Genomic DNA, 23,510 nt, shown 5'->3' with positions numbered 1-23,510 from the left:
CGGCTCGCGGATTCGGCGCACCGGTTTCGCGTGCCGCCACGGCGGTTCGGGAGTGGCACCTCGACGCGGCGTCACCCGCCGCGGGTAGTGTCTGCGGGCGTGACGACAGCCTCCGAAACCGTCAACGCAGACAGCACCGGAACTCCGAGCACCGTCGGGCTGGCGAGCGTGAGCCGCCGGATCGCCGATGAGCTAGGGGTGCGGGACGAGCAGGTGCGTGCCGCAGTCGAACTACTCGACGGCGGATCGACCGTGCCGTTCGTCGCGCGCTACCGCAAGGAGGTCACCGGCGGACTCGACGACGCCCAGCTGCGGCAGCTCGACGAACGCCTGCACTACCTGCGCGAACTCGACGAGCGCCGGGCGTCGATCATCGAATCCATTCGCGGCCAGGGCAAATTGGACGCCGAGCTGCACGCGCAGCTCATGCTCGCCGAGACCAAGGCGCGGCTCGAGGACATCTACCTGCCGTACAAGCCCAAGCGGCGCACCAAGGCGCAGATCGCCCGCGAGGCCGGGCACGAGCCGGTGGCCGACGCGCTGCTGACCGACCCGACCACCGACCCCGCCCAGTACACCGCCGAACAGCTCGACGGCGCCCGCGCCATCCTGGTGGAACGCTTCGCCGAGGATGCCGACCTGGTCGGTGAACTGCGTGAACTCATGTGGAGCCGGGGACAGATCACCTCCACCGTGCGCGCGGGCAAGGAGGAGGCGGGCGCGAAGTTCGCCGATTACTTCGACTTCAGCGAGCCGTTCGAGAAGCTGCCCTCGCACCGGATCCTGGCGCTGCTGCGTGGGGAGAAGGAAGAGGTGCTCACCCTGCATCTCGAACCCGATGCGGACGAGCCCGCCCCCGGCGAACGCACCATCTACGAGGGCCGGATCGCGCACAAGTTCGGCATCGCCGATCAGGGCCGCGCCGCCGACTCCTGGCTGCTGGACACCGTGCGGTGGGCGTGGCGCACCAAACTCCAGGTGAGCCTGGGCATCGACACCCGCATGCGGTTGCGGCAGTCCGCCGAACGCGACGCCGTGGACGTGTTCGCCGCCAACCTGCGCGATCTGCTGCTGGCCGCGCCCGCGGGCACCCGCACCACCATGGGCCTGGATCCGGGCTACCGCACCGGCGTCAAGGTGGCCGTGGTGGACGGTACCGGCAAGGTGGTCGCCACCGAGGTCATCTATCCGCACAAGCCGCAGGGGCAGACCGAGAAGTCCCTGGCCGTGCTGGGCGCACTGGTGGCCCGCTTCGGGGTGGAACTCATCGCCATCGGCAACGGCACCGCCTCCCGGGAGACCGACGCGCTTGCCGCCGAACTGATCTCGCGCATTCCGGAGAACAAGCCCACCAAGATCGTGGTGTCCGAGGCGGGCGCGTCGGTGTACTCGGCGTCGGCGTACGCCACCCAGGAGCTGCCGGATCTGGATGTGTCGCTGCGCGGTGCGGTCTCCATCGCCCGCCGTCTCCAGGATCCGCTGGCCGAGCTGGTGAAGATCGATCCCAAATCCATCGGCGTCGGTCAGTACCAGCACGACGTGTCCGAAACCCTGCTGGCCAGGTCGCTCGGCGCGGTGGTCGAGGACGCGGTGAACGCGGTCGGCGTGGACGTGAACACGGCGTCGGTGCCGCTGCTGTCGCGGGTCTCCGGTATCGCCGGCTCGCTGGCGGAAAGCATTGTGGCCCACCGCGATCAGAATGGCCCGTTCCGCAGCCGGGCCGCGCTCAAGGAGGTGCCGCGCCTGGGCCCCAAGGCTTTCGAGCAGTGCGCGGGCTTCCTGCGCATTCGCGGCGGCGAGGATCCGCTCGACACCTCCGCGGTGCACCCGGAGGCGTACCCGGTGGTGCGGCGCATTCTCGACTCCACCGGCCGGGGTATGGCCGAGTTGATCGGCAACACCACGGTGCTGCGCGCACTGCGGCCCGCCGAGTTCACCGATGAGAAGTTCGGTGTCCCCACCGTCACCGACATCATCGCCGAACTCGAGAAGCCCGGCCGCGATCCGCGCCCGGAGTTCAAGACCGCCGAATTCGCCGCCGGTATCGAGAAGGTCGCCGATCTGAAGCCGGGCATGGTGCTCGAGGGCGTCGTCACCAATGTCGCCGCCTTCGGCGCGTTCGTCGACGTCGGCGTGCATCAGGACGGTCTGGTGCACGTCTCGGCCATGTCGCACAACTTCGTCAAGGACCCGCGCGAGGTCGTCAAATCCGGTGACGTGGTGAAGGTCAAGGTGCTCGAGGTGGATGTGCAGCGCCAGCGCATCGGCCTGTCGCTGCGCCTCGACGACGAGCCGGGTCAGGCCAAGCAGGCTGACGGCGGCCGTCCGCGTGGCCAGGGCCAGCGCGGCTCGAACGGCGGCGGACGTCCGCAGCAGCGCGGCGGCCAGGGCGGCAATCGCGGTGGTCAGGGGCGCGGCGGTCAGGACCGCCGCAACCAGCCCGCGCCGAGCGGCGCCATGGCGGATGCCCTGCGCCGCGCGGGATTCGGCAAGTAGGGGACACCGGGGTAGACGGTCGGCGGACCGAGGGCCGCGGTCGCCGCTCCGGGTGTCGAACGGCACACGGAGCGGCGACCGCCGCGAGTGCCGCTCGCGCGGCCACCATCCGTCGCATCCGTGTGGGCAGCCGGGTCCCGCGGTACCGCCACGGCCACACGGGATCACCGCAGCAGCCCGGCTACCGCGGCGGTGGCTGAGCGGACCGCGCCCGCGTCGTCGGCCGCACCCGCGTTGCTGGCCGGTGGCTCGCGACCGCTGCACAATGGGCAGGGCGGTCCGGTGCTCGGCGGCCGAACGGATCGTGACGACGGCGCGTGCCGTCGGCGGCCGCACAGGTGGGCACGGAGCGGAGTCAGCGGGCTGATGGACGAAATGCGGCGGTGGCTCGACGATGTCGTGATCCCGAACGGACGGTTGCCGCTGCTGTGCCTGCTGTTCGGCTTCATTCTCGGGTTCGTGCTGATCCGCGTCAGCGTCCGGCTCATCCGCGCGAAGGTGCGGTGGTGGCCGGGGAACGTGCGGGCCGGGGACACCCATATCCACCACATGGTGTTCGGCGTGATCATGGTGCTGGCCTCCGGGGTGGGTCTGGTCACCATGTACGAGAGCGGCGTCGGCACCATCAGCGCGCTGGCGGCGGTGTTCGGCCTGGGCGCGGCGCTGGTGCTGGACGAGTTCGCGCTCATCTACTACCTCCGGGACGTGTACTGGGAGGAGCAGGGCCGCACCTCCGTGGACGCGGTCTTCGTGGCGGTGGCGGTGACCGGGCTGCTGCTGCTCGGCTTCCATCCGCTGTGGCTGCTGGACCTCGGCGACGTCCGGCACGAGCCCGATACGGCGGCGCGGGTGCTCGTCGGCCTGTTCGCCATCACGAATCTGCTGCTGGCGGCCATCGTCATCGCCAAGGGGAAGATCTGGACCGGTCTGTTCGGCATGTTCTTCCCGCCGCTGCTGGTCATCGGTTGGCTGCGACTGGCCCGGCCCGGATCGCCGTGGGCGCGCTGGCGCTACGGGTCCCGTCCGAGGACCATGCGGCGCGCCATCATTCGCGAGCGGCGATACCGGCGGCCGGTCATCCAGGCCAAGATCTTCGTCCAGGATCTCATCGCCGGGAAGCCGGATCTCGTCCATGTGCGGCAGGCCACCGAGGAGGAGTTGGAGCACACGGTGCTCCCGGCCCCGTCCGCGCCGCCGCCGACGCATCGGCTCGGTAGCCGGAAGGTCGCCGACTGAGCTGCCGGGTCGCGGCCGGTGTTGTGCGCGGATACCGGTGACGAAGGCGACCCGATTACCGGGGCGGCCCGGCCATCTGGCACAATGCTCAGGTTGCCTTGGGCGCATCGCGCCCGACGCACCGCCCAATTATCCGGAGTACGAACCGGTCGAGCACGACCAGTGCCGCCAGGTTCCTCTGCTCGCGCGAACTTCCCAAAGGACGGACATGAACACCCTCGACTTCGTCGACGAAAAGTCGCTGCGCAGCGATATCCCCGAGTTCCGCCCGGGTGACACCGTGAATGTGCACGTGAAGGTCATCGAAGGCAACAAGGAGCGCATCCAGGTCTTCAAGGGCGTCGTCATCCGGCGTCAGAACGGCGGCATCCGCGAGACCTTCACCGTGCGCAAGGTGTCGTTCGGTGTCGGCGTGGAGCGCACCTTCCCGGTGCACAGCCCCAACCTCGACAAGATCGAGGTCGTGACCCGCGGTGACGTGCGTCGTGCCAAGCTGTACTACCTGCGCGACCTGCGCGGCAAGGCCGCCAAGATCAAGGAAAAGCGCTGAAGTAGCCTTCCCGAGCAGCCGCAACGGCGCTCACCGGAACTGCCGAGTAGCCCGGCACCGCACGGTTCGTCGCGGTGCCGGGCTACTCTGTTCCGCGTGGCAGACGAGAGCGACTCGGTGAACCTTTCCTCCGACGACGGACAGCCCAGGGGCCGGTCGTCGCGGAAGGGAAAGAAGGAGAAGAAGCAGCGGCCGTTCTGGCAGGAACTGCCGCTGCTCATCGGTATCGCGGCCATCATCGCCGCCGTGGTCGTGACCTTCATCGGTCGCCCCTACGTCATTCCCTCGCAGTCCATGGAGCCGACCCTGCACGGCCGCAACGGCACCGGCGACCGCATCTACGTGCAGAAGCTGAGCTACTACTGGAGCGATCCCCAGCCCGGTGACGTGGTGGTCTTCGTCGGCCCGACCGACTCGTGGAACCAGCACTATCGGTCGATCCGCTCCGAGAACACCGTGGTGCGCGGGGTGCAGAACTTCTTCTCCATCTTCGGCCTGGTGCCGCCGGATGAGAACGACCTGGTCAAGCGCGTGATCGCGGTCGGCGGGCAGACCGTGCAGTGCTGTGACGACCAGGGCCGGGTGATCGTGGACGGCAAGCCGCTGGACGAGCCGTACGCGCAGTACCTGTACCCGTATGTGCCCGGTCTGCCGTACGGCCGCCAGAATCCCCAGGGGCGGGAATTCGGACCCGTCACCGTGCCGGAGGGCAACCTGTGGGTCATGGGCGACAACCGCAACGAGTCGGCCGACTCCCGCGCCCATATGGACGACGAACTGGACGGCACCGTGCCGATCGACGATGTGCGCGGCAAGGCGGTGGTCAAGATCTGGCCGCTGAGCCATATCGGACTGATCCGGTCGCAGAACCCCCAGACCAACTGAACACGGAGAGATAATCGACCGGTGGGGACTTCGGGCAATGGCGCGGCCCAGGGTGCCGCGCGCGACGGTGGACGCCAGCCTGCCGCTGCACGGGCCGGTGGCGGGACGACATCGACCAGGAACGCGAAGGCGACCAGGAACGCGAAGGCACAGGGCGGCAAGAAGATTCGATGGGAGGGCGGTGACTGGCCGCCGCGGGTGGTGATGCGCCGGGCCGGTGGGCTGCGCACCCTCGAATCGGCGCTGATCCGCAGCGGCCTCGGCCCGGTCGCGGGAGTGGACGAGGCCGGGCGCGGCCCCTCCGCCGGACCGCTGGTGGTGGCGGCCTGCCTGCTGCCGCCCAAGCCCCTGCCCGTGCTGGCCGGACTCGACGACTCCAAGAAACTCACCGAAGCGGTGCGGGAGGAGCTGTTCCCGGTCATCCGGCGGGTGGCGCTGGCGTGGCGGGTGGTGGTGATTCCGGCCTGGGAGATCGACGCCATCGGCATCCACGTGGCGAATATCGAGGGCATGCGGCGCGCGGTGGCGGGATTGGATCCCGCGCCCGGGTACGTGCTCTCCGACGGGTTCCGGGTCCCCGGCCTGCCCGTACCCTCGCTGCCGGTGATCGGCGGCGACGCCTCGGCGGCCTGTATCGCGGCGGCGAGTGTGCTGGCCAAGGTCACCCGCGACCGCATGATGGTGGAATTGGACGGGCAGTTCCCGGGGTACGGTTTCGCCGCGCACAAGGGCTACAACACCACCGAGCACACCGAGGCGCTGAACCGGCTCGGACCCACCTCCGAGCATCGCCGATCGTGGCGAAACGTACGAGAGACCGGCCGGGTGGCTACCGATACCGCGTATGCGGGATGATGTTCTGATAAGCCAGTGTGGCCAGTGTGGCGAGAAGGAGGATTTTCCACCCGATGAGCGCCGAGGATCTCGAGAAGTACGAAACCGAGATGGAACTCTCGCTGTACCGCGAGTACAAGGACATCGTCGGCCAGTTCTCGTACGTGGTGGAGACCGAGCGCCGCTTCTACCTCGCCAACTCGGTCGAGTTGCGGCCGCAGAACGCGGACGGCGAGGTGTACTTCGAGGTGCGGATGTCCGATGCGTGGGTCTGGGACATGTACCGGCCCGCCCGCTTCGTGAAGCATGTTCGAGTCATCACCTTCAAGGACGTGAATATCGAAGAGCTGGAGAAACCCGACCTGCGGCTGCCTGAGTAGGCGGTCCGGAGGCCCGGTTGTCCACAACCCGGCCGACTATCCCCAGACTTTCTGTTTTCCCAGCTCGGCGTGGGCGGGACCATCGCGGTCCCGCCCACGCTGGTCGTTATGGCACAGAATCCGCTGGCACAGCATCCGGCGCTCGAGGGCGCGCATACACCGGTATTGCTCCCGGACGGTGGTCCGCCGGGGGGCGGTCTGCCGGGAGAGGGTTTGCTGAGCAGCGATCCGTCGACCGCCGGTCTGCCGGGTGCCGTCCCGCCGGGTGGCGGGCTGCCAAGGGGTGGTCTGCCGGGTGGCATTCCGCCGGGCGCTGGTCTGCCGGGTTCCGTTCCGCCGACCGGTGGGGCGGCGGGGGCTGTGGCGCGCGGTCGGGGTGGTGGTGGCGGCGGGGCGCACGACCGCGTTACCGGTGGTGAGCCGCGTGATCGAGTTCTGGACGGTGGGCCGCACAATCAGGTGCTGGGTGCGCGCGGGGAGGAGCTGGCGGCGCGGTACCTGCGGGCCGCGGGTATGGAGGTGCTCGCCCGCAACTGGCGGTGCCGCTACGGCGAACTCGACCTCATCGTGCGTGATGCGGAGGTCACGGCCTTCGTCGAGGTGAAGACGCGCAGCGGTGTCGGATTCGGACTGCCCGCCGAGGCGGTGACCTTCACCAAGCAGCGGCGCATCCGGCAGCTGGCGCTGCTGTGGTTGCGGGAGCAGACCGGGCCGTGGCTGCGCATCCGTTTCGACGTGGTCTCCGTGCTGCTGCCGCCCGGCGGGGAACCGGAGATCACACATCTGCCGGGGGTGTTCTGATGCCGCTGGGGCGGGCGTATTCGGTGGCGGTCGCGGGGGTGGACGGGCAGCTGGTCGAGATCGAGGCCGATATCGGGCAGGGGCTGCCGTCCCTGCACCTGGTGGGGCGGCCCGACACCACGTTGCAGGAGTCGCGGGATCGGGTGCGGGCGGCGGTCACCAACTCGGGGGAGCGGTGGCCAGACGGGCGCGTGGTGCTCGCGCTGTCACCGGCGACGCTGCCCAAGGTCGGCAGCGTGTACGACCTGGCGCTGGCCACGGCGGTGCTCGATGCGGCGGGCGCCGTGCCGGTCGATCGGCTGGCGAAGGCGGTGCTGCTGGGTGAGCTGGCCCTCGACGGTCGCGTGCGCCGGGTGCGGGGCGTACTGCCCGCCGTACTGGCCGCGCGCACGGCCGGACGATCCACGGTGGTGGTGCCCATGGCGGCCCTGCCCGAGGCCGGACTGGTGGACGGCATCGAGGTCTTGGGTGCGCCCACCCTGCGCGCGCTGCTGGACTGGCTGCGAGGCGACGGAGATCTGTTCGCCCCCGACCGCGTGCAGCCCGCACCGACCTGGACCGGTGGTGATCTCACCGAGGTGGTCGGTCAGGACGAGGCGCGGTGGGCGCTGGAGGTGGCCGCCGCGGGCGGGCACCATCTGCTGCTCACCGGCCCGCCCGGCATCGGCAAAACCATGCTGGCCCAGCGACTTCCGGGGCTGCTGCCGCCGCTGAGCGAACGTGAGTCACTCGAGGTGACGGCCATTCATTCGGTGGCGGGCACACTGTCGGGCGATCATCCGCTGATCACGGTCGCCCCCTTCGTCGCGCCGCATCATTCGTCGTCGGTGAGCGCCATGGTGGGTGGCGGCTCACCCTCGGCCCGGCCCGGGGCGGTCAGCCGGGCGCACCGCGGCATTCTCTTCCTCGATGAATGCGCGGAGGTCTCCAAGGCCGTATTGGAAGCTCTCCGAACACCTTTGGAAGAAGGCGAGGTGCGTATCGCGCGGCGCGACGGGGTCGCGCGCTTCCCCGCGCGGTTCCAGCTGATCCTGGCCGCCAACCCGTGTCCGTGCGCCCCGGCCCGCGATATCGACTGCATTTGCGCCCCTTTGGCCCGCCGCCGCTACCTGGGCAAACTGTCCGGCCCGCTGATGGACCGCATCGATCTCTGGGTGCAGATGCACGCGCAGGCGGCGGGTGCGTTCAGCGGCGAGAAGGCCGAGAGCAGCGAAACCGTGCGCGCCCGCGTCACCGCCGCCCGCGAGGTCGCGGCCAACCGCTGGAAGGCGGTCGGCTGGTCGCTCAATGCCGAAGTGCCGGGACATGTGCTGCGGCAGCGCTTCCGGTTGCCGCGCGAGGCGCTGGCCCCGGTGGAGAACGCGCTCAAACACGGCCGGATGTCCGCACGCGGTGCGGACCGCGCCATTCGCGTCGCCTGGACCATCTGCGACCTGCGCGGCGGCGAGGTGCCCACCGCGCAGGATGTATTGCAGGCATTGACCTTTCGGCAGCGGGGGACATCATGAGCGAGCCGCTGCCCGCACCGCCTCCCACACTGTGTTCGACGCCGACGCCGCCGCCGACGACGTCTATACCGATGCCGGATTCGGATGCGTGTGCGTCTGCGTCTGGATGTGCGGCCGCAGGGGTAGGGGCGGGTGCGGGTGGCGCGGATGCGGGTTCGACCGAACCAGATACAGGGTCAGCCGCTTCCGGTTCGGGTACGGCCGACCCGGGCACCGCTACGGGTGCGTGGCAGACTCGCGCGCCGGACGGTCGGGATACCGCGCTCCGTCGCCAGCGGGAGACCTCCGATGCCGACGTGGCCAGCGCGGCAAGCGGGTTCCGCACGAGAGTCACAGCGAGCGCGAGCGGCGTGGTGAGCGCGAGCGGCGTGGCGAGCGGCGTGGCGGGTGCGAGCGGCGTGGTGAGCGCGAGCGGCGTGGCGAGCGGCGTGGCGGGTGCGAGCGGCGTGGTGAGCATGAACGGCGTGGCGAGCATGAACGGCGTGGCGGGTGCCACGGGAGTGCAGGGTGGATTGGGCGCGGCGCGGGAGGCGGGCGTGTCCGGTGCGGTGAGCGCAAGCGCTGCGGTGGGTGGAACCGACGTTGCTGGCGTGCGGTTGAGCACCGAAATCGTTGTATCTGAGGTTGATTCGGAGGCTCGTCGGTTGGCGTGGGTGTACCTGTCTCGGGTTGTCGAAGGGCCGTGCGCGCCGCTCTCGGCGCTGATCGAATCGGTCGGGGTGGTGGAGGCCGCGCGGGCGGTGCGGGAGTGCGCGTTACCGGACACGCTGCGGGGGCCGACCGAGTCGCGTCGGGGAATCGACAGGGCCGAACGGGATCTGGAGCTCATGGAGCGGATCGGTGGACGGGTAGTGACGCCCGATGACGCCGAATGGCCCGCGTGGCGGGTGCTGGGATTGAGCCAGCTCGATCCGGGTGCGGATGAGGGCGGCGCGGTGCCGCTGGTGCTGTGGGTGCGCGGGCCGCTGTCGTTGGCGGAGTGCACGGAGCAGGCGGTGGCGGTGGTGGGCGCGCGGTGCAGCACCGGATACGGGAACCAGGTCACGGGTGAGATCGCCGGTGAGCTGGCCGCTCGTGGGTGGACGATCGTCTCCGGTGCCGCCTTCGGCATCGACGGTATGGCGCATCGGGCCGCGCTGGCGGCCGGGGGCGTCACGGTCGCGGTCCTGGCATGCGGGGTCGACCGCCCGTACCCCGTACAGCACGACCGGCTGCTCGCCGAGATCGCCGACACCGGGCTGGTGATCAGCGAGTACCCGCCGGGCGTCACCGCGCGCAAGCACTACTTCCTCGCCCGCAACCGGCTGATAGCCGCCCTGGCAGACGGCGTGGTGGTGGTCGAGGCCGGGCTGCGCAGCGGCGCCCGCAATACCGTGAAGTGGGCGCGCCGCCTGAGCCGCCCCGCCCTCGCCGTCCCCGGCCCGGTGACCTCGGCGGCCTCGGTCGGCTGCCATCGCATGATCCGCGAGGGCGAGGCCCTGCTCACCACCGGCGCGGAGGACATCGTCGACGAGGTGGGCCCACTCCGGCTCTCCCTGCCGGGCAGTGTCCCGCCGAACCCGGAGGACAACCTGACCGGTGACCAAGCAGCCGTCTACACGGCCCTGCCGACAACCGGATCCCGCCTGCCCCGCCTGCTGGCCGAGCACGCCGGACTATCCGTGCCCGCCGTCCGCGCCGCCCTGTGTGCCCTGGAACTCGCCGGTCTGGTGTCCTGCGACGAGAACGGCTGGTACCGACTCGCTGCCGCCGCGCGGCCGTGAAGATGCCGGTCACGTCGTGGTTCGGCGGTCCACTGTCCCTGCCGTCGCGGCTGATCCGATCAACTACGCCCGTGTCGTCCACGGTCGTGTCGCTCGTGTCGCTCGTGTCGCTCGTGTCGCCCGCGTGCGCGTGCCCGCCGCGTACGCGTGCTCCACCGCCGTGACGTACCAGTCGCCGATGATCCCCTCGTTAGTCTGCTGTGCTACCGGCGAATACGAAGCCTGGCAGGACACCTTGGAGCCGGACGGGTTCACCCCGGAGGACTTGCGCGACGCCGTCTACGGTGTATTGATCGCGCGGTGGGCCGGATGTTTGGCGGAGTGCGGAGCCGGAAGCCGACGGCGTCGGGACCGGCCGTCGCGCCCGTCGTGCTCGTGGTGCATGATGCCGCCGAACGTGGTGCCGGAGCGGCCCGACAGGACCCGACAGTTGAGAATCGGCCGCGTCACGGTCGGCCGACGGGGTGCCACGGCACTCGCAGCGTCGCACGGCCGAAGGCCGCTGGCCCCGCGGCTGGTGGTCGGCGTAGCGGTGTGCTGCTTCGCGACGCCGCGTGGTCCGGTGGCGCGTCGCTTGCGGGAGTGGCAGGGGAAGGGGGAATCATGGGGATATGAGTGGCCTGCCCGAGGATTTGGATGCGTTGCTGGTGGAGTACGGGCGGCATCTGCGGTTGGGGCGGAACCGGTCGGAGCATACGACGCGGGCCTATGTGGGGGATGCGCGGTCGCTGCTGGAGCATTTGGTGCAGCGGTCGGCCGACTCCGGAGTGGGGGAGGTGGACGTGGCGCTGTTGCGGTCGTGGTTGAGCGCACAGGCGGCCAAGGGGGCGGCGCGGACCACCATGGCGCGGCGGGCGTCCTCGGCGCGGACGTTCACCGCCTGGCTGACGCACACGGGGCGATTGGCGGTCGATCCGGGGCCGCGGCTGGGGTCGGCGCGCGCACATCGGGTGCTGCCCGCCGTCTTGGGACGCGAGCAGGCGCGATCGGCCATGGATGCGGCGGAATCCGGTGCGGCGCAGGAGGATCCGCTTGCCCTGCGGGACCGGCTGATCGTGGAGCTGCTGTACGCCACCGGAATTCGGGTGGGCGAGCTGTGCGGGCTGGACGTCGACGATGTCGATCGGGAGCGCCGACTGGTGCGGGTGCTGGGCAAGGGCAACAAGGAGCGGTCGGTGCCCTTCGGCGGCCCGGCCGACACCGCCCTGGAGAACTGGTTGCGTCGGGGTCGCCCCGCCCTGGCCACCGCCGATTCCGGCCGTGCCCTGCTGCTCGGCCGCCGTGGCCGCCGCATCGATCAGCGTCAGGCCAGAACCGTTGTGCACGAGGTGATCTCGGCTATCCCCGGGGCTCCCGACATGGGGCCGCACGGCCTGCGGCACACCGCCGCCACCCATCTGCTGGAGGGTGGCGCGGATCTGCGTGTCGTCCAGGAACTCCTCGGCCACGCGAGTCTGGCCACCACGCAGCTCTACACCCACGTCTCCATCGACCGTCTGAAGAAGGTGCACGACCAGGCTCACCCGCGCGCCTGAGGTCGCTGTGATCCATCCCTCACCGTCGTATCGCGACTGTATCGGCGAACTATCGTCAGCCAGGCGTATGGTTTGTTAGGTAATCCTAATACGGAGGTGATTCACTTGGCTCGTCCCGCACGTCCTCGGACGAAACTCGTCGTCCAGAGCACCACCCGGCTCACCGACCACCTGATTCGCGTACACCTCGGCGGACCCGAATTCGCCACGTTCCAGCCCAACGATTTCACCGACGCCTACGTCAAACTGCTGTTCCCCGGCGAGGACGGCGAGACCATGCGCACCTACACCGTGCGCTCGGTCGACCCCCAGGCCCAGCAGATCGCCATCGACTTCGTCTACCACGGCGATGAGGGTGTGGCCGGACCCTGGGCGGCGGCCGCCCGCCCCGGCGACGTCATCGAGATGTTCGGTCCGGGCGGCGCGTACGCCCCGCGCCCCGACGCGGACTGGCATCTGCTGGCCGGCGACGAATCCGCGCTGCCCGCCATTGCGGCGGCCTGCGCGGCCATGCCCGCCGCGGCCGTGGGCCGGGTCTTCGTGGAAATCGCCGGTCCCGCCGACGAACTCGACTTCGAACGCCCCGACGGCGTCCGCCTCACCTGGATCCACCGCGGCACGGCCGCACCCGGGGAGAAGCTGGTGGCGGCCGTGCGCGCGGAACCGTGGCTCGACGGGCAGGTGCAGGTGTTCATCCACGGTGAGGCCCAGGCGGTCATGCATCAGCTGCGGCCCTATATCCGCAAGGAACGCGGCATCTCCGCGGAGTGGGCATCCTCCATCTCCGGCTACTGGCGGCGCGGCCGCACCGAAGAGGGCTTCCGCCAGTGGAAATCCGATCTGGCCGAGCGCGAACAGGTGGAGGCCGCCGTGGCTCGGTAGGTGCTCGCGTCGGTTGCGGTACGTTAGCTGAAGGTAGTGCAGTCGTACCTGACCGGAATGTGTGAACACCGAGTCGAAAGGGTTTGCGATGGCCGACCAACTCGATCCCGCGGTGCGGCTGTTCGTCGACGCGCTCAATGCGGGCGACCGCGATGCCTTCTACGGCGTGCTGACCGCCGACGCGACCATGTCCGACGACGGGTCCGACCGCGATCTACGGCAGTGGACCGCGAGCGAGATCTTCGATACCGCCGGACGGATGGACATCCAGTCGGTGAGCGAAGGCGGGCGGGCACTGGTCGCCGACTACTCCAACAGTCGCTGGGGCGCCATGCGCACCGCCTGGCGGTTCGAGGTGGACGGCGACAAGATCAGCCGATTCGAGACCGGTCAGGCCTGACCGGGGCGGACGGCGTCGATGTACCGACCCGCTATGTAGCGCTGGATGATTCGCACCGCCGGGCCACCCAGCCGGGTGTACCAGGTGCCGGGCCGGGAGAACGCCGCGACCACGCCGTACACCGACTCGTCGGCCGGGTCGTACTCGACGGCGAACAGCTCCTCCCCGCACTCCGGATGCCCGGGCAGGGTGCCGTAGGCGAAGCCGAGCCGGTTCGGTTCCGCCAGCACATAGACGACCCGGCACGGCGCGACGATGGCGACCGGTCCGGCCCCGAGCCGGACCGTGAGCCGCGTCCCCACCTCGGCAACCGGCGTACTCGCCTCCCGGAAGATCCCGGTACCCCGCTGCTTGCGATACGCCCGAATGTCCGCACCCGCCCGCTCGAACAGCTCCCGCCCGGACCCGATCCGGCGGCGAATCCGGAAATGGTGGTAGCCGGACGGGAACTCACCGTTGGTCGCACCGACCTCGGGATAGGTGAACGGGGTGGGAGCGGGACGGATCGACATGGCTCCATCCTGCTGTCGGCAAGCGCATCGGGCCAACGCGGCGGCGCAGCTCCGTCGGCTCCGTGGCCGAATTCCACAGCTGCCGCGCGCTGCTCCGGTGCCGAGACGAATCGCTGGCCAACACCCCCATCGGACCACCGCGAACCCGCGCACCGGCAGCCGTAGGTCGCTCGCTGCGGGGCACCGGATAGACGCCTGCTCACATCGGACTCGCCGAGGTGTGCTCCGACATCGGCTCGACGGCCGGGGGAGACTGGTGCCATGAGTCACCCCACGCCCGTGGACGACGACGAACGAGAGGTGGATTACCGCTTCACCCTCGCCAATGAGCGCACCTTTCTGGCTTGGATACGGACGGCTCTGGGGCTGCTGGCGGGCGGTGTGGCGGTGCACGAGTTGGTGCGGCCGTTCCGGCATCACGGGCTGCGTACGGCGGTGGGGATGAGCTGCATCGTGCTCGCGATCGCCATCGCGGTGGGCGCGTACGGGCGCTGGCGGCAGGTGACGGCCGCCATGCGGCGCGGTGAACCGCTGCCGCGCACGGTCATGGTGCCCATCCTGTCGGCGGGCATCGCCGTCATCTCGGTGCTGTCGGGTATCGGAATGCTGTTGTCGTGAGCGGAGTTCCGACGACCGAACAGGGCCTCCAGGCGGAGCGGACCGCCCTGGCGTGGTGGCGCACCGTGGTGGCCGCCATGGCGAATGCGGTCCTCCTGCTGCACGCGGCCGCGGTCAGCGGTTGGCGGCCCGCGGCCGTCGCCCCGGTGGCCGCGGCCTTCGCGCTCGTTCTGGTGGTGGCGGTCGGGGTGCGCCGCGCGCACATCCTGCACACCCGCCCCCGGGCGAACTGGAGCGACGGCCGGTTCGCGGTGGTCGTGGTATCCCTTGCCATCATCGCGGTCACCTGCGTGGTGGCGGTGTTCACCCTCGGCCTGTCGCGGCTCGAACCGTGAGCCGAGCCCTGCGTTCCGCCGGTGCTTTCAGCCAGTGGCTTCAAGCGCAGCGGCGTGTGCCTGACCAGTGGCAGCGGGTCCAGGTACGTCCGCCCGCGCCGCAGTCCCCAGTGCAGGCACACTCCGGGGCAGCCGTGGTCGCCGCGCTCCAGGACGCCGAGCGCGCTCCCACGCGTCACTCGCCGCCCCGCCGCCGTGGTGGCCCGCACCGGCTCGTAGGTCGTGCGCAGGCCGCCCGCGTGGTCCACCGACACCACGGGCTTGCCCGCCACCGTTCCGGCGAAAGCCACCACCCCGTCGGCCGCGGCGAGCACCGGTTGCCCGGCGGCACCGGCCAGATCCACCCCGCGATGACCGGGTAGCCAGTCGTGCTCCGGATTGTCGAAACCCCGCACGACCGCCGGACGCGGACGCAGCGGCCAGTCGAACGCGTCCTTCGGCGTGGCCGATACGGTAGGCGATACCGCGGCGGTCAGCACGAGCCAGCCGAGGACGACGCGGCTCAGTACGAGCCGGTGGAGAGCGACCCGGCCCAGTACGAGCCGGTCGCGGGCGACCCGGCCCTGGCGGGGCGTTGCGATCCGATGCATGTATCCAGCGTCGTATCGGCAGGTCGGCAATGGAATCCCGGTATCGGCGAGTGTGGATGACACGCGCCGGTGTGAATATCCGTCTCTTCCCTCGCGGGACCCGATTTCTGTCTGACCCGTCACCCCCGTAGACTGGTCCAGCGGTTTGCGTACGCAGACCGACTTCGCGCGCCCGCATCGAGGGTCGCCGGCTGGTCCCATCGCGTTCCGCTGAACATCGATTGTTCAGCAGGTGCGTCGTGGGTTCCGGTGGCCGCGGGCGCCAGGGCAGAGATCGCCGATTTCTGCGTCAACCAGCGATAAGAGGAGATACGGGAGCCATGGCTGTCGTAACAATGAAGCAGCTGCTCGACAGCGGCGCGCACTTCGGTCACCAGACCCGTCGGTGGAACCCGAAGATGAAGCGGTTCATCTTCACCGACCGCAACGGCATCTACATCATCGACCTGCAGCAGACGCTGACCTACATCGACAAGGCCTACGAGTTCGTCAAGGAGACCGTGGCGCACGGCGGCACCGTCCTCTTCGTCGGCACCAAGAAGCAGGCCCAGGAGTCGATCGCCTCCGAGGCGACCCGCGTCGGCATGCCCTACGTGAACCAGCGCTGGCTGGGCGGCATGCTCACCAACTTCCAGACCGTGCACAAGCGGCTGCAGCGCCTCAAGGAGCTCGAGGCGATGGAGCAGACCGGCGGTTTCGAGGGTCGCACCAAGAAGGAAATCCTCATGCTCACGCGTGAGAAGAACAAGCTGGAGCGCACCCTCGGCGGCATCCGCGATATGGCCAAGGTGCCCTCGGCCATCTGGGTCGTCGACACCAACAAGGAGCACATCGCCGTCGGCGAGGCGCGCAAGCTGAACATCCCGGTCATCGCGATCCTGGACACCAACTGCGATCCCGACCTGGTCGACTACCCGATCCCGGGCAACGACGACGCCATCCGCTCGGCCGCGCTGCTGACCAAGGTCGTCGCCTCCGCCGTCGCCGAGGGTGTGCAGGCCCGTGCCGCGCGCGCCACCGGCGATGCCAAGCCCGAGGCCGGCGCCGGCGAGCCGCTCGCCGAGTGGGAGCAGGAGCTGCTGGCGGGCGCGACCGCCGAGGCTCCGGCCGAAGCCCCGGCCGCCGAGACCGCCGCCGAGGCGGAGCTGAAGGAGAACCCGGCCACCAAGACCCCGGCCGACTTCTGATTCTCAGCCGCGAGGCTTTTGTTCACCTTGCCGACCGTTTCCGTTGGGTAGCGGTCGGCAAGGTGTGACCACCACAGACTTACTCACAACAGGAGGCTCGCCCCAGATGGCGAACTACACCGCCGCCGATGTGAAGCGGCTCCGCGAGCTCACCGGCTCCGGCATGATGGACTGCAAGAAGGCTCTCGAGGAGAACGGCGGCGACTTCGACAAGGCCGTCGAGTTCCTGCGCATCAAGGGCGCCAAGGATGTCGGGAAGCGCGCCGAGCGCGCCACCGCCGAGGGTCTGGTCGCCGCGCAGGACGGCGTCATGATCGAGATCAACTCCGAGACCGACTTCGTCGCCAAGAACCAGGAGTTCCAGGATCTGGCGAACGCGGTCGTGACCGCGGCCGCCAAGGCCCGCCCGGCCGACCTGGACGCCCTCAAGGCCGTCGACCTGGGTGGCAAGACCGCCGACCAGGCCGTGCAGGAGCTGGCCGCCAAGATCGGTGAGAAGCTCGAGCTGCGCCGGGTGGCCGCCTTCGACGGCACCACCACGGTGTACCTGCACAAGCGTGCCACCGACCTGCCGCCCGCCGTCGGCGTGCTGGTCGAGTACCAGGGCGAGGGCGACGCCGCCGCCGAGGTCGCGCGCGCCGCCGCCATGCAGGTCGCCGCGCTCAAGGCCAAGTACGTGAGCCGCGACGAGGTTCCGGCCGATGTGGTCGAGAAGGAGCGCTCCATCGCCGAGGCCACCGCTCGTGAAGAGGGCAAGCCCGAGGCCGCGCTGCCGAAGATCACCGAGGGTCGCGTCAACGGCTTCTACAAGGACGTCGTCCTGCTGGAGCAGCCGTCGGTCACCGACAGCAAGAAGACCGTGAAGCAGCTGCTGGACGAGGCCGGTGTCACCATCACCCGCTTCGCCCGCTTCGAGGTCGGCCAGGCGTAATCGCCTGAGATACGAGCCAGCCCCTCGCGCAACGAGATTGCGCGAGGGGCTGTTTTGTGGGGCATGACGCCGGCGAGTTCGTGGGGCGGGACGCCATGCGAGTTCTACAAGGACGTCGTCGGTAGGGCGGACACCGCCCCGCGCGACGGCGAGTACGACACCGCGAAGCCAGTCGACCGGTGGCGGCGAGTCGGCCGTGCGCGAGTCGCGGTGTGACGCCTGCCGATCGCGTGGCCGCCCTCATTGTCCCTCGAGCCTCATCGTCCCTCGAGCAGTTCCTTCAGCCGCTCGAGATCCTTCCGATTGGCCGAACGCATGGCCGCTACCACGACGGGTGCGGCGATCTTCGCGAAACCGGACGGCTCGCCTCGATTGCGCAGCGTCATGCGCGTCCCGCCGTCCGCCGTGTCCTGCCATGTGTAGGTCGTCTCCATCGGAAACGGCCCTGCCGCGGTGCTCATGACGAACCGCTCCCCGGGCACCAGTTCCCGCACCTCGTAGGTGTAGGCGACTTCGCGTCCGAGGAACCGCGCCACGAACGCCATCCGCGAACCCACGGTCGCCGGTTTCGCGGTGAGCCACTGAACCGAGCGGATATTCGCGTACCACCGGGTGACATTGTCCGGATCGGCCGCGAAGGCCGCCACCTCCGCTCGCGGGCGAGCGATCTCGATGGTGGTCGCGACATCGACGGACATGTGCCGATGCTACGCCGGAGCACGTAGGCCGTCAGCGGTCCGAGGCTTGGCGGACACCGCGATCCGTGCCGGATGATGTTCACCGGCACCGGGAATCGGATGCGCATGCCGCGGTGGGAAGCGGCGGCGGTGCCGAGTCGGTCGCACGACGCCGTGGGTCACGCGTGACCGGTGGCGAATCCGGTATCGCCGCTGGTCGTGCAGGTGACCGCCACCGCGGCGGCCGCGGCGTGTCCGGCTGCGCTGTCGGCCCGCGCGGAAACCGGATAAACTGCCTCGAAATTCTCACCGGGAACGAGGGTCGGGTCACCCTCGCGCCCGCGCGTGAGGCAGGATAGATAAAGCTCGTCGCCGTCCCGTGCAATACGCATATCGGGATGGTCTTTTCATGTGCGTGCGCAGGCTCGCTGCCGAGGGAGAAGGAGACCGATGACGGACCCGGATACGGCGCCCGACCGCAAGGGCTATCGCCGAGTACTCCTCAAATTGGGTGGTGAGATGTTCGGCGGGGGCAAGGTGGGGCTCGACCCGGATGTCGTGCAGACGGTCGCCGAGCAGATCGCCGAGGTGGTCTCCACCGGTGTGCAGGTCGCGGTCGTGATCGGCGGCGGCAACTTCTTCCGCGGCGCCGAACTCGAGGAGCGCGGGATGGAGCGGGCCCGCTCCGACTACATGGGCATGCTCGGCACCGTGATGAATTCCCTTGCGCTGCAGGACTTCCTGCAGAAGCAGGGGATCGACACCCGGGTGCAGACCGCCATCACCATGGGGCAGGTCGCCGAGCCGTACCTGCCGCTGCGCGCCAAGCGGCATCTGGAGAAGGGCCGCGTCGTCATTTTCGGCGCGGGTATGGGTATGCCGTACTTCAGCACCGATACCACCGCCGCGCAGCGCGCCCTGGAGATCGGTGCGGAGGTGGTGCTCATGGCCAAGGCCGTCGACGGCGTCTTCACCGCGGATCCGCGCGAGGACGCCGCCGCCACCATGTTCACCGAGATCACGCACAAGGAAGTCCTGGAGCGTGGTCTCAAGGTGGCCGATGCCACCGCGTTCAGCCTCTGTATGGACAACCAGATGCCCATCCTGGTGTTCAATCTGTTGACCAAGGGCAATATCGCCCGCGCCGTGGCCGGTGAGAAGATCGGCACGTTGGTGCGGACGTGAACCGCACGGACCGCGCCGACCGAAACGAACGATGACGCTGTGGAGGAAACGCCGTGATTGAAGAAGCGCTCTTCGACGCCGAGGAAAAGATGGAGAAAGCTGTCTCGGTGGCGAAGGACGACCTGGGGTCCATTCGGACCGGTCGCGCGAATCCGGGCATGTTCTCCCGGATCGTCATCGACTACTACGGGTCGCCCACCCCGATCACCCAGGTGTCGAGCATCAATGTGCCCGAACCGCGCATGGTCGTGATCAAGCCTTACGAGGCCGCGCAGCTGGGCGCCATCGAAACCGCCATCCGCAACTCGGATCTGGGTGTGAACCCGACCAATGACGGCCACATCATCCGGGTGAGCGTTCCGCAGCTCACCGAGGAGCGCCGCCGCGAGATGGTGAAGCAGGCCAAGTCCAAGGGTGAGGACGCCAAGATCTCCATCCGCAATGTGCGCCGCAAGGCCATGGAGGAGCTGGGTCGCATCCAAAAGGACGGCGAGGCGGGCGAGGACGAGGTCGGCCGCGCCGAGAAGGAACTGGACAAGACCACCCACAAGTACGTCGCGCAGATCGACGAACTGGTCAAGCACAAGGAATCGGAACTGCTCGAGGTCTGAGCCGGTCGGCGGCGCCGGCCGGGGGTAGGGACGAACGGACGACAAGTGAGCGACAGGACAATCGTGGCCGAAGATACTGCCGCCGCAGACAATGCGACGCCGTCGGAGGTTACGGGGGCGGCGCGGCAGCCCGCGACCCCGGGCACATCCGGCGATCCAGCGCGCACGGGTTCGTCGGCCGCCATACCGGATCCGGTCCCGGCGTCCGACGGCGACAAGGGCGGCAAGTCCAAGGCGGGCCGCAACCTGCCCGCCGCCCTGGTGGTCGGTTTCGGGTTGGGGCTGTCGCTCATCGCGATCCTGCTGTTCGTGCCGAAGGTTCTCATCGGCGTGATCGCGGTCGCCATGGCGGTGGCCACCTGGGAGGTCGCCAAGCGGCTGCGTGAGGCCGATGTGCTGGTGCCGCGCATTCCGCTGCTTGTCGGCGGTCAGGCCGTCATCTGGCTGGCCTGGCCCTTCGGCACCGAGGGGGTGGCGGGGGCCTTCGCGGCGACCGTGCTCGCCCTCATGGTGTGGCGGCTGTTCGACCATGGGCTGCGCGCCACGCCGCGAAACTACCTGCGCGACACCGCGATCAGCATCTTCGTTCTCGCCTGGGTGCCGCTGCTGGCCTCCTTCGCCGTCCTCATGCTGCTCGACGACGACGGCAATCTGCGGGTGCTGACCTTCATGATCCTGGTGGTCTGCTCCGATGTGGGCGGCTATGTCGCCGGGGTGCTCTTCGGCCGCCATCCCATGGTTCCCGCCATCAGTCCGAAGAAATCCTGGGAGGGCTTCGGCGGTTCGCTGGTGTTCTCGGTGATCGGCGGTCTGCTCACGGTGACCCTGCTGTTGCAGGCGAATTCCATGATCGGCGTGCTGCTGGGCGTGGGTCTGGTGCTGGTGGCCACCACCGGCGATCTGATCGAATCCCAGATCAAACGGGAGCTGGGCATCAAGGATATGGGCACGCTGCTGCCCGGGCACGGCGGCATCATGGACCGGCTGGACTCCATGCTGCCCTCGGCGTTCGTGTCCTGGCTGGTGCTGACCGCGCTGCTGTGAGGTCGGGGGCTCCGGTACCGGTGGAGCCCCCGTCCCGTCAGCCCGCCTTCTTGGCCGCGCGGCGCAACTGGAAGATGCGCCAGCCGCCGACCAGCGCCATCACCAGCGCGCCGATGATCACCGACAGCAGTACCAGTACGCCGATCGGCATCTGGAACCGCCAGGCGAAGAACTCGACGTGGGCCGTCTCCAGATTTTGCAGGATGAAGACCAGCAGCACGATGCCCAGCAGCGCGGCGATGATCAGGGCCAGCCAGGTGTAGCCGGTGCGGGTTTTCAGCGCCCGGTCGATGGACGTATCCGGTTTTCTCGTATCGGTCTGTTTCTCGTCGATCTGCTTTTCGGCGATCGGTTTTTCGGGCTCCGGGTGTTCAGCGTCCCCGGGGTTCACGGCGTCGGCTGTCATACCCTCGATCATTGCGGATAGCTATGGCCAGTGCACGGATATTGCCCGTTGTCTCAGGTATGTCGGACTCGCCGGGGATGGCCGGGTGGTGTGATCAGCACCGCCCGCCCCGGCAGCCGCGGGAAGGCAGTCGGATGGGACACTGGAGAGGTTATGACTGCCCCCCTGCCGCTCGTCTTCGACGCCCCCCGCCGTGGCATGCCGCCGCGGCACCTCGCCGACCTCGATGCCGAGGAGCGGCGCGCCGCCATGGCGGACCTGGGGCTGCCGAAGTTCCGCGCCGACCAGATCGCGCGCCAGTACTACGGGCGGCTGCAGGCCGATCCCGAGCAGATGACCGATCTGCCCGCCGATATGCGCGCCAAGGTGGGTGAGGCGCTGTTCCCGCCGCTGCTCACCCCGGTCCGGCATATCGCCTGCGATGACGGCAGCACCCGCAAGACACTGTGGAAGGCGGGCGACGGCACCCTGCTGGAGTCGGTGCTCATGCGCTACCCCGACCGGGCCACGCTGTGCATCTCCAGCCAGGCCGGCTGCGGTATGGCCTGCCCCTTCTGCGCCACCGGCCAGGGCGGCCTGAACCGCAACCTCTCCACCGCCGAGATCGTCGACCAGGTGCGCGCCGCCGCCGCGGCGCTGCGCGACGGCGAGGTCGCCGGTGGGCCCGGCCGCCTGTCCAATATCGTCTTCATGGGTATGGGCGAGCCCCTGGCCAACTACAAACGCGTGGTCAACGCCGTTCGCCGCATCACGTCTCCGGCTCCGGACGGACTGGGTATCTCCCAGCGCAATGTGGTGGTCTCCACGGTCGGCCTGGCCCCCGCCATCCGCAAACTCGCCGACGAGAATCTGTCGGTGACCCTCGCGGTTTCCCTGCACACCCCCGACGACGAACTGCGCGACACCCTGGTCCCGGTGAACAACCGCTGGCCGGTCGCCGAAGTCTTGGATGCGGCACGCTATTACGCCGACAAGTCCGGTCGCCGCGTGTCGATCGAGTACGCGTTGATCCGTGACATCAACGACCACCCCTGGCGCGCCGATATGCTCGGTAAGAAGCTGCACAAGGCCCTGGGCTCCCGCGTCCATGTGAACGTCATCCCGCTGAACCCGACTCCGGGCAGCAAATGGGACGCCTCCCCGAAACCCGTTGAGCGCGAGTTCGTCCGCCGCGTCGAGGCGCAGGGCGTGCCCTGTACGGTTCGCGATACCCGTGGTCAGGAGATCGCCGCTGCCTGCGGGCAGCTCGCCGCGGAAGGATGAGCGGACTCGACCCCGAGGTGTTCGGTTCCACGAAGGACCGGCCGTCGAAATGGGTCTCGCCCGACGAACTCGCCCGACGGCTGGCATTCGTTTCGACCGACGACCTGGTCGAGTTCATCGTGGACGCCAGGAATTCCTGGCATCAGCGGCGAAAGTGTGTTCGCGCGTTGGCGGGACGCGCGCTATCGATCCCCAGCTGCTTGCGTGGTTGCGGAGTGTGGATTCGGAATCCGTTCGATATGTGGCGTCTCGCGTCGCGATTCTGACCGCGCGGGGGATGCTGGGTGATCTGGAGGTGGCGGACGCGCTGGTCGAATTGGCGTCGAGTCCGTGGGGCCATCTCGGTGGCCCCGCCGACCACGCTATCCAGCGCTTGATCATTGCCCATGGTCTGCCCGCGGCGCTCGGTGTGGATTCTCCATGCGCATGCAGGTCGCCGTTGCCGATCAGGTAGCTGAACGCGGCGATTTCGAGCAGTTGCAGCGTAGCCAGGGGGCGTGAGCCGCGGCCCTCGGCGACCGCATCCGCGAGAGCTTTGATCGCTTCCTGCAACGTGATCCGATACCTCGCGGCAGGGTATCGGCCGAGGATCTGGCAGGCATCCTCTTGGGGCAGGCGGCGGGTCGGGCGCCGGCGGGCAGTACCTGAACATCGCCGATGGTATCGGCGCCGACCGCGAGCAGGATGGCGAAGTGGTCGTCCTCGCTGGTTCGGGTGGCCTCTCGTGATGGCGGTCAGGCGCAGTCCCTCGGGAAGCAGACCGGCGAAGAAGGGCGGTACCGAACCTCCGGTCGCCCGGAATTTCCCCGCGCGCTCGGGCAGGGTGAAAGCGACCGGCGGAGTCGTCGGATCGGCGAGATAGGGGTACACCGGTAGGCCGG

25 protein-coding genes and 1 pseudogene are annotated in these 23,510 nt (G+C 69.1%); 20 read left to right on the top strand and 6 right to left on the bottom strand.

Translation table 11 applies throughout. From position 1 onward, the window contains the following. Positions 1-99: 99 nt before the first annotated feature. The 12 genes from QJS31_RS16720 to QJS31_RS16665 all read left to right on the top strand — a co-directional run bounded on the left by QJS31_RS16720 (position 100) and on the right by QJS31_RS16665 (position 13,270). A complete protein-coding gene (locus QJS31_RS16720) occupies positions 100-2,496 on the top strand; it encodes a Tex family protein (protein ID WP_372341611.1) in 2,397 nt (798 codons plus the stop codon). Between the two features lie 375 nt (positions 2,497-2,871). Further along, on the top strand, positions 2,872-3,732 hold the full coding sequence (locus QJS31_RS16715; RefSeq protein WP_306357202.1) for a hypothetical protein: 861 nt from the start codon (positions 2,872-2,874) through the stop codon (positions 3,730-3,732). A 208-nt stretch (positions 3,733-3,940) separates the two neighbouring features. Beyond that, the gene (gene rplS, locus QJS31_RS16710) at positions 3,941-4,282 is read left to right on the top strand and encodes a 50S ribosomal protein L19 (protein ID WP_029930025.1); all 342 of its coding nucleotides are present in this window, start codon (positions 3,941-3,943) and stop codon (positions 4,280-4,282) included. A gap of 96 nt (positions 4,283-4,378) precedes the next feature. Next, positions 4,379-5,167 (top strand): signal peptidase I, encoded by a 789-nt coding sequence (gene lepB, locus QJS31_RS16705; RefSeq protein WP_029930023.1) that lies wholly within the window; start codon positions 4,379-4,381, stop codon positions 5,165-5,167. Positions 5,168-5,332: 165 nt separating this feature from the next. Next, positions 5,333-6,022, top strand: coding sequence for a ribonuclease HII (locus QJS31_RS16700; protein ID WP_282786498.1), 690 nt, complete (start codon positions 5,333-5,335; stop codon positions 6,020-6,022). A 53-nt stretch (positions 6,023-6,075) separates the two neighbouring features. After that, entirely contained in the window at positions 6,076-6,381 is a 306-nt protein-coding gene (locus tag QJS31_RS16695; protein ID WP_011210678.1) for a DUF2469 domain-containing protein, read from the top strand. 435 nt (positions 6,382-6,816) lie between these two features. Next, positions 6,817-7,182, top strand: coding sequence for a YraN family protein (locus tag QJS31_RS16690; RefSeq protein ID WP_143984237.1), 366 nt, complete (start codon positions 6,817-6,819; stop codon positions 7,180-7,182). Continuing rightward, positions 7,182-8,690: a YifB family Mg chelatase-like AAA ATPase gene (locus QJS31_RS16685; RefSeq protein WP_282784269.1), complete on the top strand. Its 1,509-nt coding sequence runs from the start codon at positions 7,182-7,184 to the stop codon at positions 8,688-8,690. Before QJS31_RS16690 ends, QJS31_RS16685 begins: the two co-directional genes overlap by 1 nt. Before the next feature lie 350 nt (positions 8,691-9,040). Further along, positions 9,041-10,453 (top strand): DNA-processing protein DprA, encoded by a 1,413-nt coding sequence (dprA, locus tag QJS31_RS16680; RefSeq protein ID WP_306357101.1) that lies wholly within the window; start codon positions 9,041-9,043, stop codon positions 10,451-10,453. A 611-nt stretch (positions 10,454-11,064) separates the two neighbouring features. Then, positions 11,065-11,988, top strand: a complete 924-nt coding sequence (locus tag QJS31_RS16675) for a tyrosine recombinase XerC (protein WP_306357100.1) — start codon at positions 11,065-11,067, stop codon at positions 11,986-11,988. Between the two features lie 105 nt (positions 11,989-12,093). Then, positions 12,094-12,870 carry a siderophore-interacting protein gene (locus QJS31_RS16670; RefSeq protein ID WP_306357099.1) on the top strand — a complete coding sequence of 259 codons (777 nt, stop codon included), beginning with the start codon at positions 12,094-12,096 and terminating at the stop codon, positions 12,868-12,870. A gap of 88 nt (positions 12,871-12,958) precedes the next feature. Next, positions 12,959-13,270: a nuclear transport factor 2 family protein gene (locus tag QJS31_RS16665; protein WP_306357098.1), complete on the top strand. Its 312-nt coding sequence runs from the start codon at positions 12,959-12,961 to the stop codon at positions 13,268-13,270. On the opposite strand, the gene QJS31_RS16660 is transcribed toward QJS31_RS16665, so the two are convergent. Further along, positions 13,261-13,782 carry a DUF1990 family protein gene (locus tag QJS31_RS16660; RefSeq protein ID WP_306357097.1) on the bottom strand — a complete coding sequence of 174 codons (522 nt, stop codon included), beginning with the start codon at positions 13,780-13,782 and terminating at the stop codon, positions 13,261-13,263. The two genes, QJS31_RS16665 and QJS31_RS16660, sit on opposite strands and share 10 nt — an antisense overlap. Positions 13,783-14,043: 261 nt before the next feature. Between QJS31_RS16660 and QJS31_RS16655 the strand changes: the two genes are divergently transcribed. Continuing rightward, the gene (locus QJS31_RS16655) at positions 14,044-14,400 is read left to right on the top strand and encodes a YidH family protein (protein WP_306357096.1); all 357 of its coding nucleotides are present in this window, start codon (positions 14,044-14,046) and stop codon (positions 14,398-14,400) included. Beyond that, positions 14,397-14,735 carry a DUF202 domain-containing protein gene (locus QJS31_RS16650; RefSeq protein ID WP_306357207.1) on the top strand — a complete coding sequence of 113 codons (339 nt, stop codon included), beginning with the start codon at positions 14,397-14,399 and terminating at the stop codon, positions 14,733-14,735. Before QJS31_RS16655 ends, QJS31_RS16650 begins: the two co-directional genes overlap by 4 nt. Before the next feature lie 32 nt (positions 14,736-14,767). On the opposite strand, the pseudogene QJS31_RS16645 reads toward QJS31_RS16650, so the two are convergent. After that, positions 14,768-15,325: pseudogene (locus QJS31_RS16645) on the bottom strand (M23 family metallopeptidase); the annotation flags it as partial. 320 nt (positions 15,326-15,645) lie between these two features. Here QJS31_RS16645 and rpsB point away from each other — a divergent pair. Together rpsB and tsf are read left to right on the top strand one after the other, a co-directional pair. After that, the gene (gene rpsB / locus QJS31_RS16640; RefSeq protein WP_029929999.1) at positions 15,646-16,512 is read left to right on the top strand and encodes a 30S ribosomal protein S2; all 867 of its coding nucleotides are present in this window, start codon (positions 15,646-15,648) and stop codon (positions 16,510-16,512) included. Positions 16,513-16,618: 106 nt separating this feature from the next. Continuing rightward, positions 16,619-17,443, top strand: a complete 825-nt coding sequence (gene tsf / locus QJS31_RS16635) for a translation elongation factor Ts (RefSeq protein WP_282779834.1) — start codon at positions 16,619-16,621, stop codon at positions 17,441-17,443. 257 nt (positions 17,444-17,700) lie between these two features. On the opposite strand, the gene QJS31_RS16630 is transcribed toward tsf, so the two are convergent. After that, a complete protein-coding gene (locus tag QJS31_RS16630) occupies positions 17,701-18,141 on the bottom strand; it encodes an SRPBCC family protein (protein WP_306357095.1) in 441 nt (146 codons plus the stop codon). 158 nt (positions 18,142-18,299) lie between these two features. After that, positions 18,300-18,512 (bottom strand): hypothetical protein, encoded by a 213-nt coding sequence (locus QJS31_RS16625; RefSeq protein ID WP_306357094.1) that lies wholly within the window; start codon positions 18,510-18,512, stop codon positions 18,300-18,302. A gap of 58 nt (positions 18,513-18,570) precedes the next feature. Between QJS31_RS16625 and pyrH the strand changes: the two genes are divergently transcribed. The 3 genes from pyrH to QJS31_RS16610 all read left to right on the top strand — a co-directional run bounded on the left by pyrH (position 18,571) and on the right by QJS31_RS16610 (position 20,960). Then, positions 18,571-19,305, top strand: a complete 735-nt coding sequence (pyrH, locus tag QJS31_RS16620; protein WP_029929994.1) for a UMP kinase — start codon at positions 18,571-18,573, stop codon at positions 19,303-19,305. A gap of 53 nt (positions 19,306-19,358) precedes the next feature. Next, complete coding sequence (frr, locus tag QJS31_RS16615; RefSeq protein ID WP_029929992.1) at positions 19,359-19,916, top strand: ribosome recycling factor; 558 nt, start codon at positions 19,359-19,361, stop codon at positions 19,914-19,916. A gap of 183 nt (positions 19,917-20,099) precedes the next feature. Further along, complete coding sequence (locus QJS31_RS16610) at positions 20,100-20,960, top strand: phosphatidate cytidylyltransferase (RefSeq protein WP_282779839.1); 861 nt, start codon at positions 20,100-20,102, stop codon at positions 20,958-20,960. Positions 20,961-20,997: 37 nt separating this feature from the next. On the opposite strand, the gene QJS31_RS16605 is transcribed toward QJS31_RS16610, so the two are convergent. After that, entirely contained in the window at positions 20,998-21,366 is a 369-nt protein-coding gene (locus QJS31_RS16605; RefSeq protein WP_282779830.1) for a lipopolysaccharide assembly LapA domain-containing protein, read from the bottom strand. 153 nt (positions 21,367-21,519) lie between these two features. On the opposite strand from QJS31_RS16605, the gene rlmN reads away from it, so the two are divergent. Next, entirely contained in the window at positions 21,520-22,629 is a 1,110-nt protein-coding gene (gene rlmN, locus QJS31_RS16600; protein WP_306357093.1) for a 23S rRNA (adenine(2503)-C(2))-methyltransferase RlmN, read from the top strand. Between the two features lie 114 nt (positions 22,630-22,743). Here the strand turns inward: rlmN and QJS31_RS37380 are convergent, their stop codons facing one another. Continuing rightward, positions 22,744-23,499 (bottom strand): HipA domain-containing protein, encoded by a 756-nt coding sequence (locus QJS31_RS37380; protein ID WP_372341613.1) that lies wholly within the window; start codon positions 23,497-23,499, stop codon positions 22,744-22,746. Between the last annotated feature and the right edge of the window lie 11 nt (positions 23,500-23,510).

The sequence above is a fragment of the Nocardia sp. CC213A genome (genome assembly GCF_030766805.1).
In the GTDB taxonomy this organism is placed as follows: Bacteria; Actinomycetota; Actinomycetes; order Mycobacteriales; family Mycobacteriaceae; genus Nocardia; species Nocardia otitidiscaviarum.
Note: the sequence above shows the minus strand (reverse complement) of the source record. Positions and strands in the feature narration are given on the sequence as shown.

What these genes read in the sequence shown, in the direction of transcription:
- QJS31_RS16715 (WP_306357202.1), top strand. Translation starts at nt 2,872, where the DNA reads ATGCGGCGGTGGCTCGACGATGTCGTGATCCCGAACGGACGGTTGCCG.
- rplS (WP_029930025.1), top strand. Translation starts at nt 3,941, where the DNA reads ATGAACACCCTCGACTTCGTCGACGAAAAGTCGCTGCGCAGCGATATC.
- QJS31_RS16695 (WP_011210678.1), top strand. Translation starts at nt 6,076, where the DNA reads ATGAGCGCCGAGGATCTCGAGAAGTACGAAACCGAGATGGAACTCTCG.
- QJS31_RS16685 (WP_282784269.1), top strand. Translation starts at nt 7,182, where the DNA reads ATGCCGCTGGGGCGGGCGTATTCGGTGGCGGTCGCGGGGGTGGACGGG.
- QJS31_RS16675 (WP_306357100.1), top strand. Translation starts at nt 11,065, where the DNA reads ATGAGTGGCCTGCCCGAGGATTTGGATGCGTTGCTGGTGGAGTACGGG.
- QJS31_RS16665 (WP_306357098.1), top strand. Translation starts at nt 12,959, where the DNA reads ATGGCCGACCAACTCGATCCCGCGGTGCGGCTGTTCGTCGACGCGCTC.
- QJS31_RS16660 (WP_306357097.1), bottom strand. Translation starts at nt 13,782, where the DNA reads ATGTCGATCCGTCCCGCTCCCACCCCGTTCACCTATCCCGAGGTCGGT.
- QJS31_RS16655 (WP_306357096.1), top strand. Translation starts at nt 14,044, where the DNA reads ATGAGTCACCCCACGCCCGTGGACGACGACGAACGAGAGGTGGATTAC.
- rpsB (WP_029929999.1), top strand. Translation starts at nt 15,646, where the DNA reads ATGGCTGTCGTAACAATGAAGCAGCTGCTCGACAGCGGCGCGCACTTC.
- tsf (WP_282779834.1), top strand. Translation starts at nt 16,619, where the DNA reads ATGGCGAACTACACCGCCGCCGATGTGAAGCGGCTCCGCGAGCTCACC.
- QJS31_RS16630 (WP_306357095.1), bottom strand. Translation starts at nt 18,141, where the DNA reads ATGTCCGTCGATGTCGCGACCACCATCGAGATCGCTCGCCCGCGAGCG.
- QJS31_RS16625 (WP_306357094.1), bottom strand. Translation starts at nt 18,512, where the DNA reads ATGCGTATTGCACGGGACGGCGACGAGCTTTATCTATCCTGCCTCACG.
- pyrH (WP_029929994.1), top strand. Translation starts at nt 18,571, where the DNA reads ATGACGGACCCGGATACGGCGCCCGACCGCAAGGGCTATCGCCGAGTA.
- QJS31_RS16605 (WP_282779830.1), bottom strand. Translation starts at nt 21,366, where the DNA reads ATGACAGCCGACGCCGTGAACCCCGGGGACGCTGAACACCCGGAGCCC.
- rlmN (WP_306357093.1), top strand. Translation starts at nt 21,520, where the DNA reads ATGACTGCCCCCCTGCCGCTCGTCTTCGACGCCCCCCGCCGTGGCATG.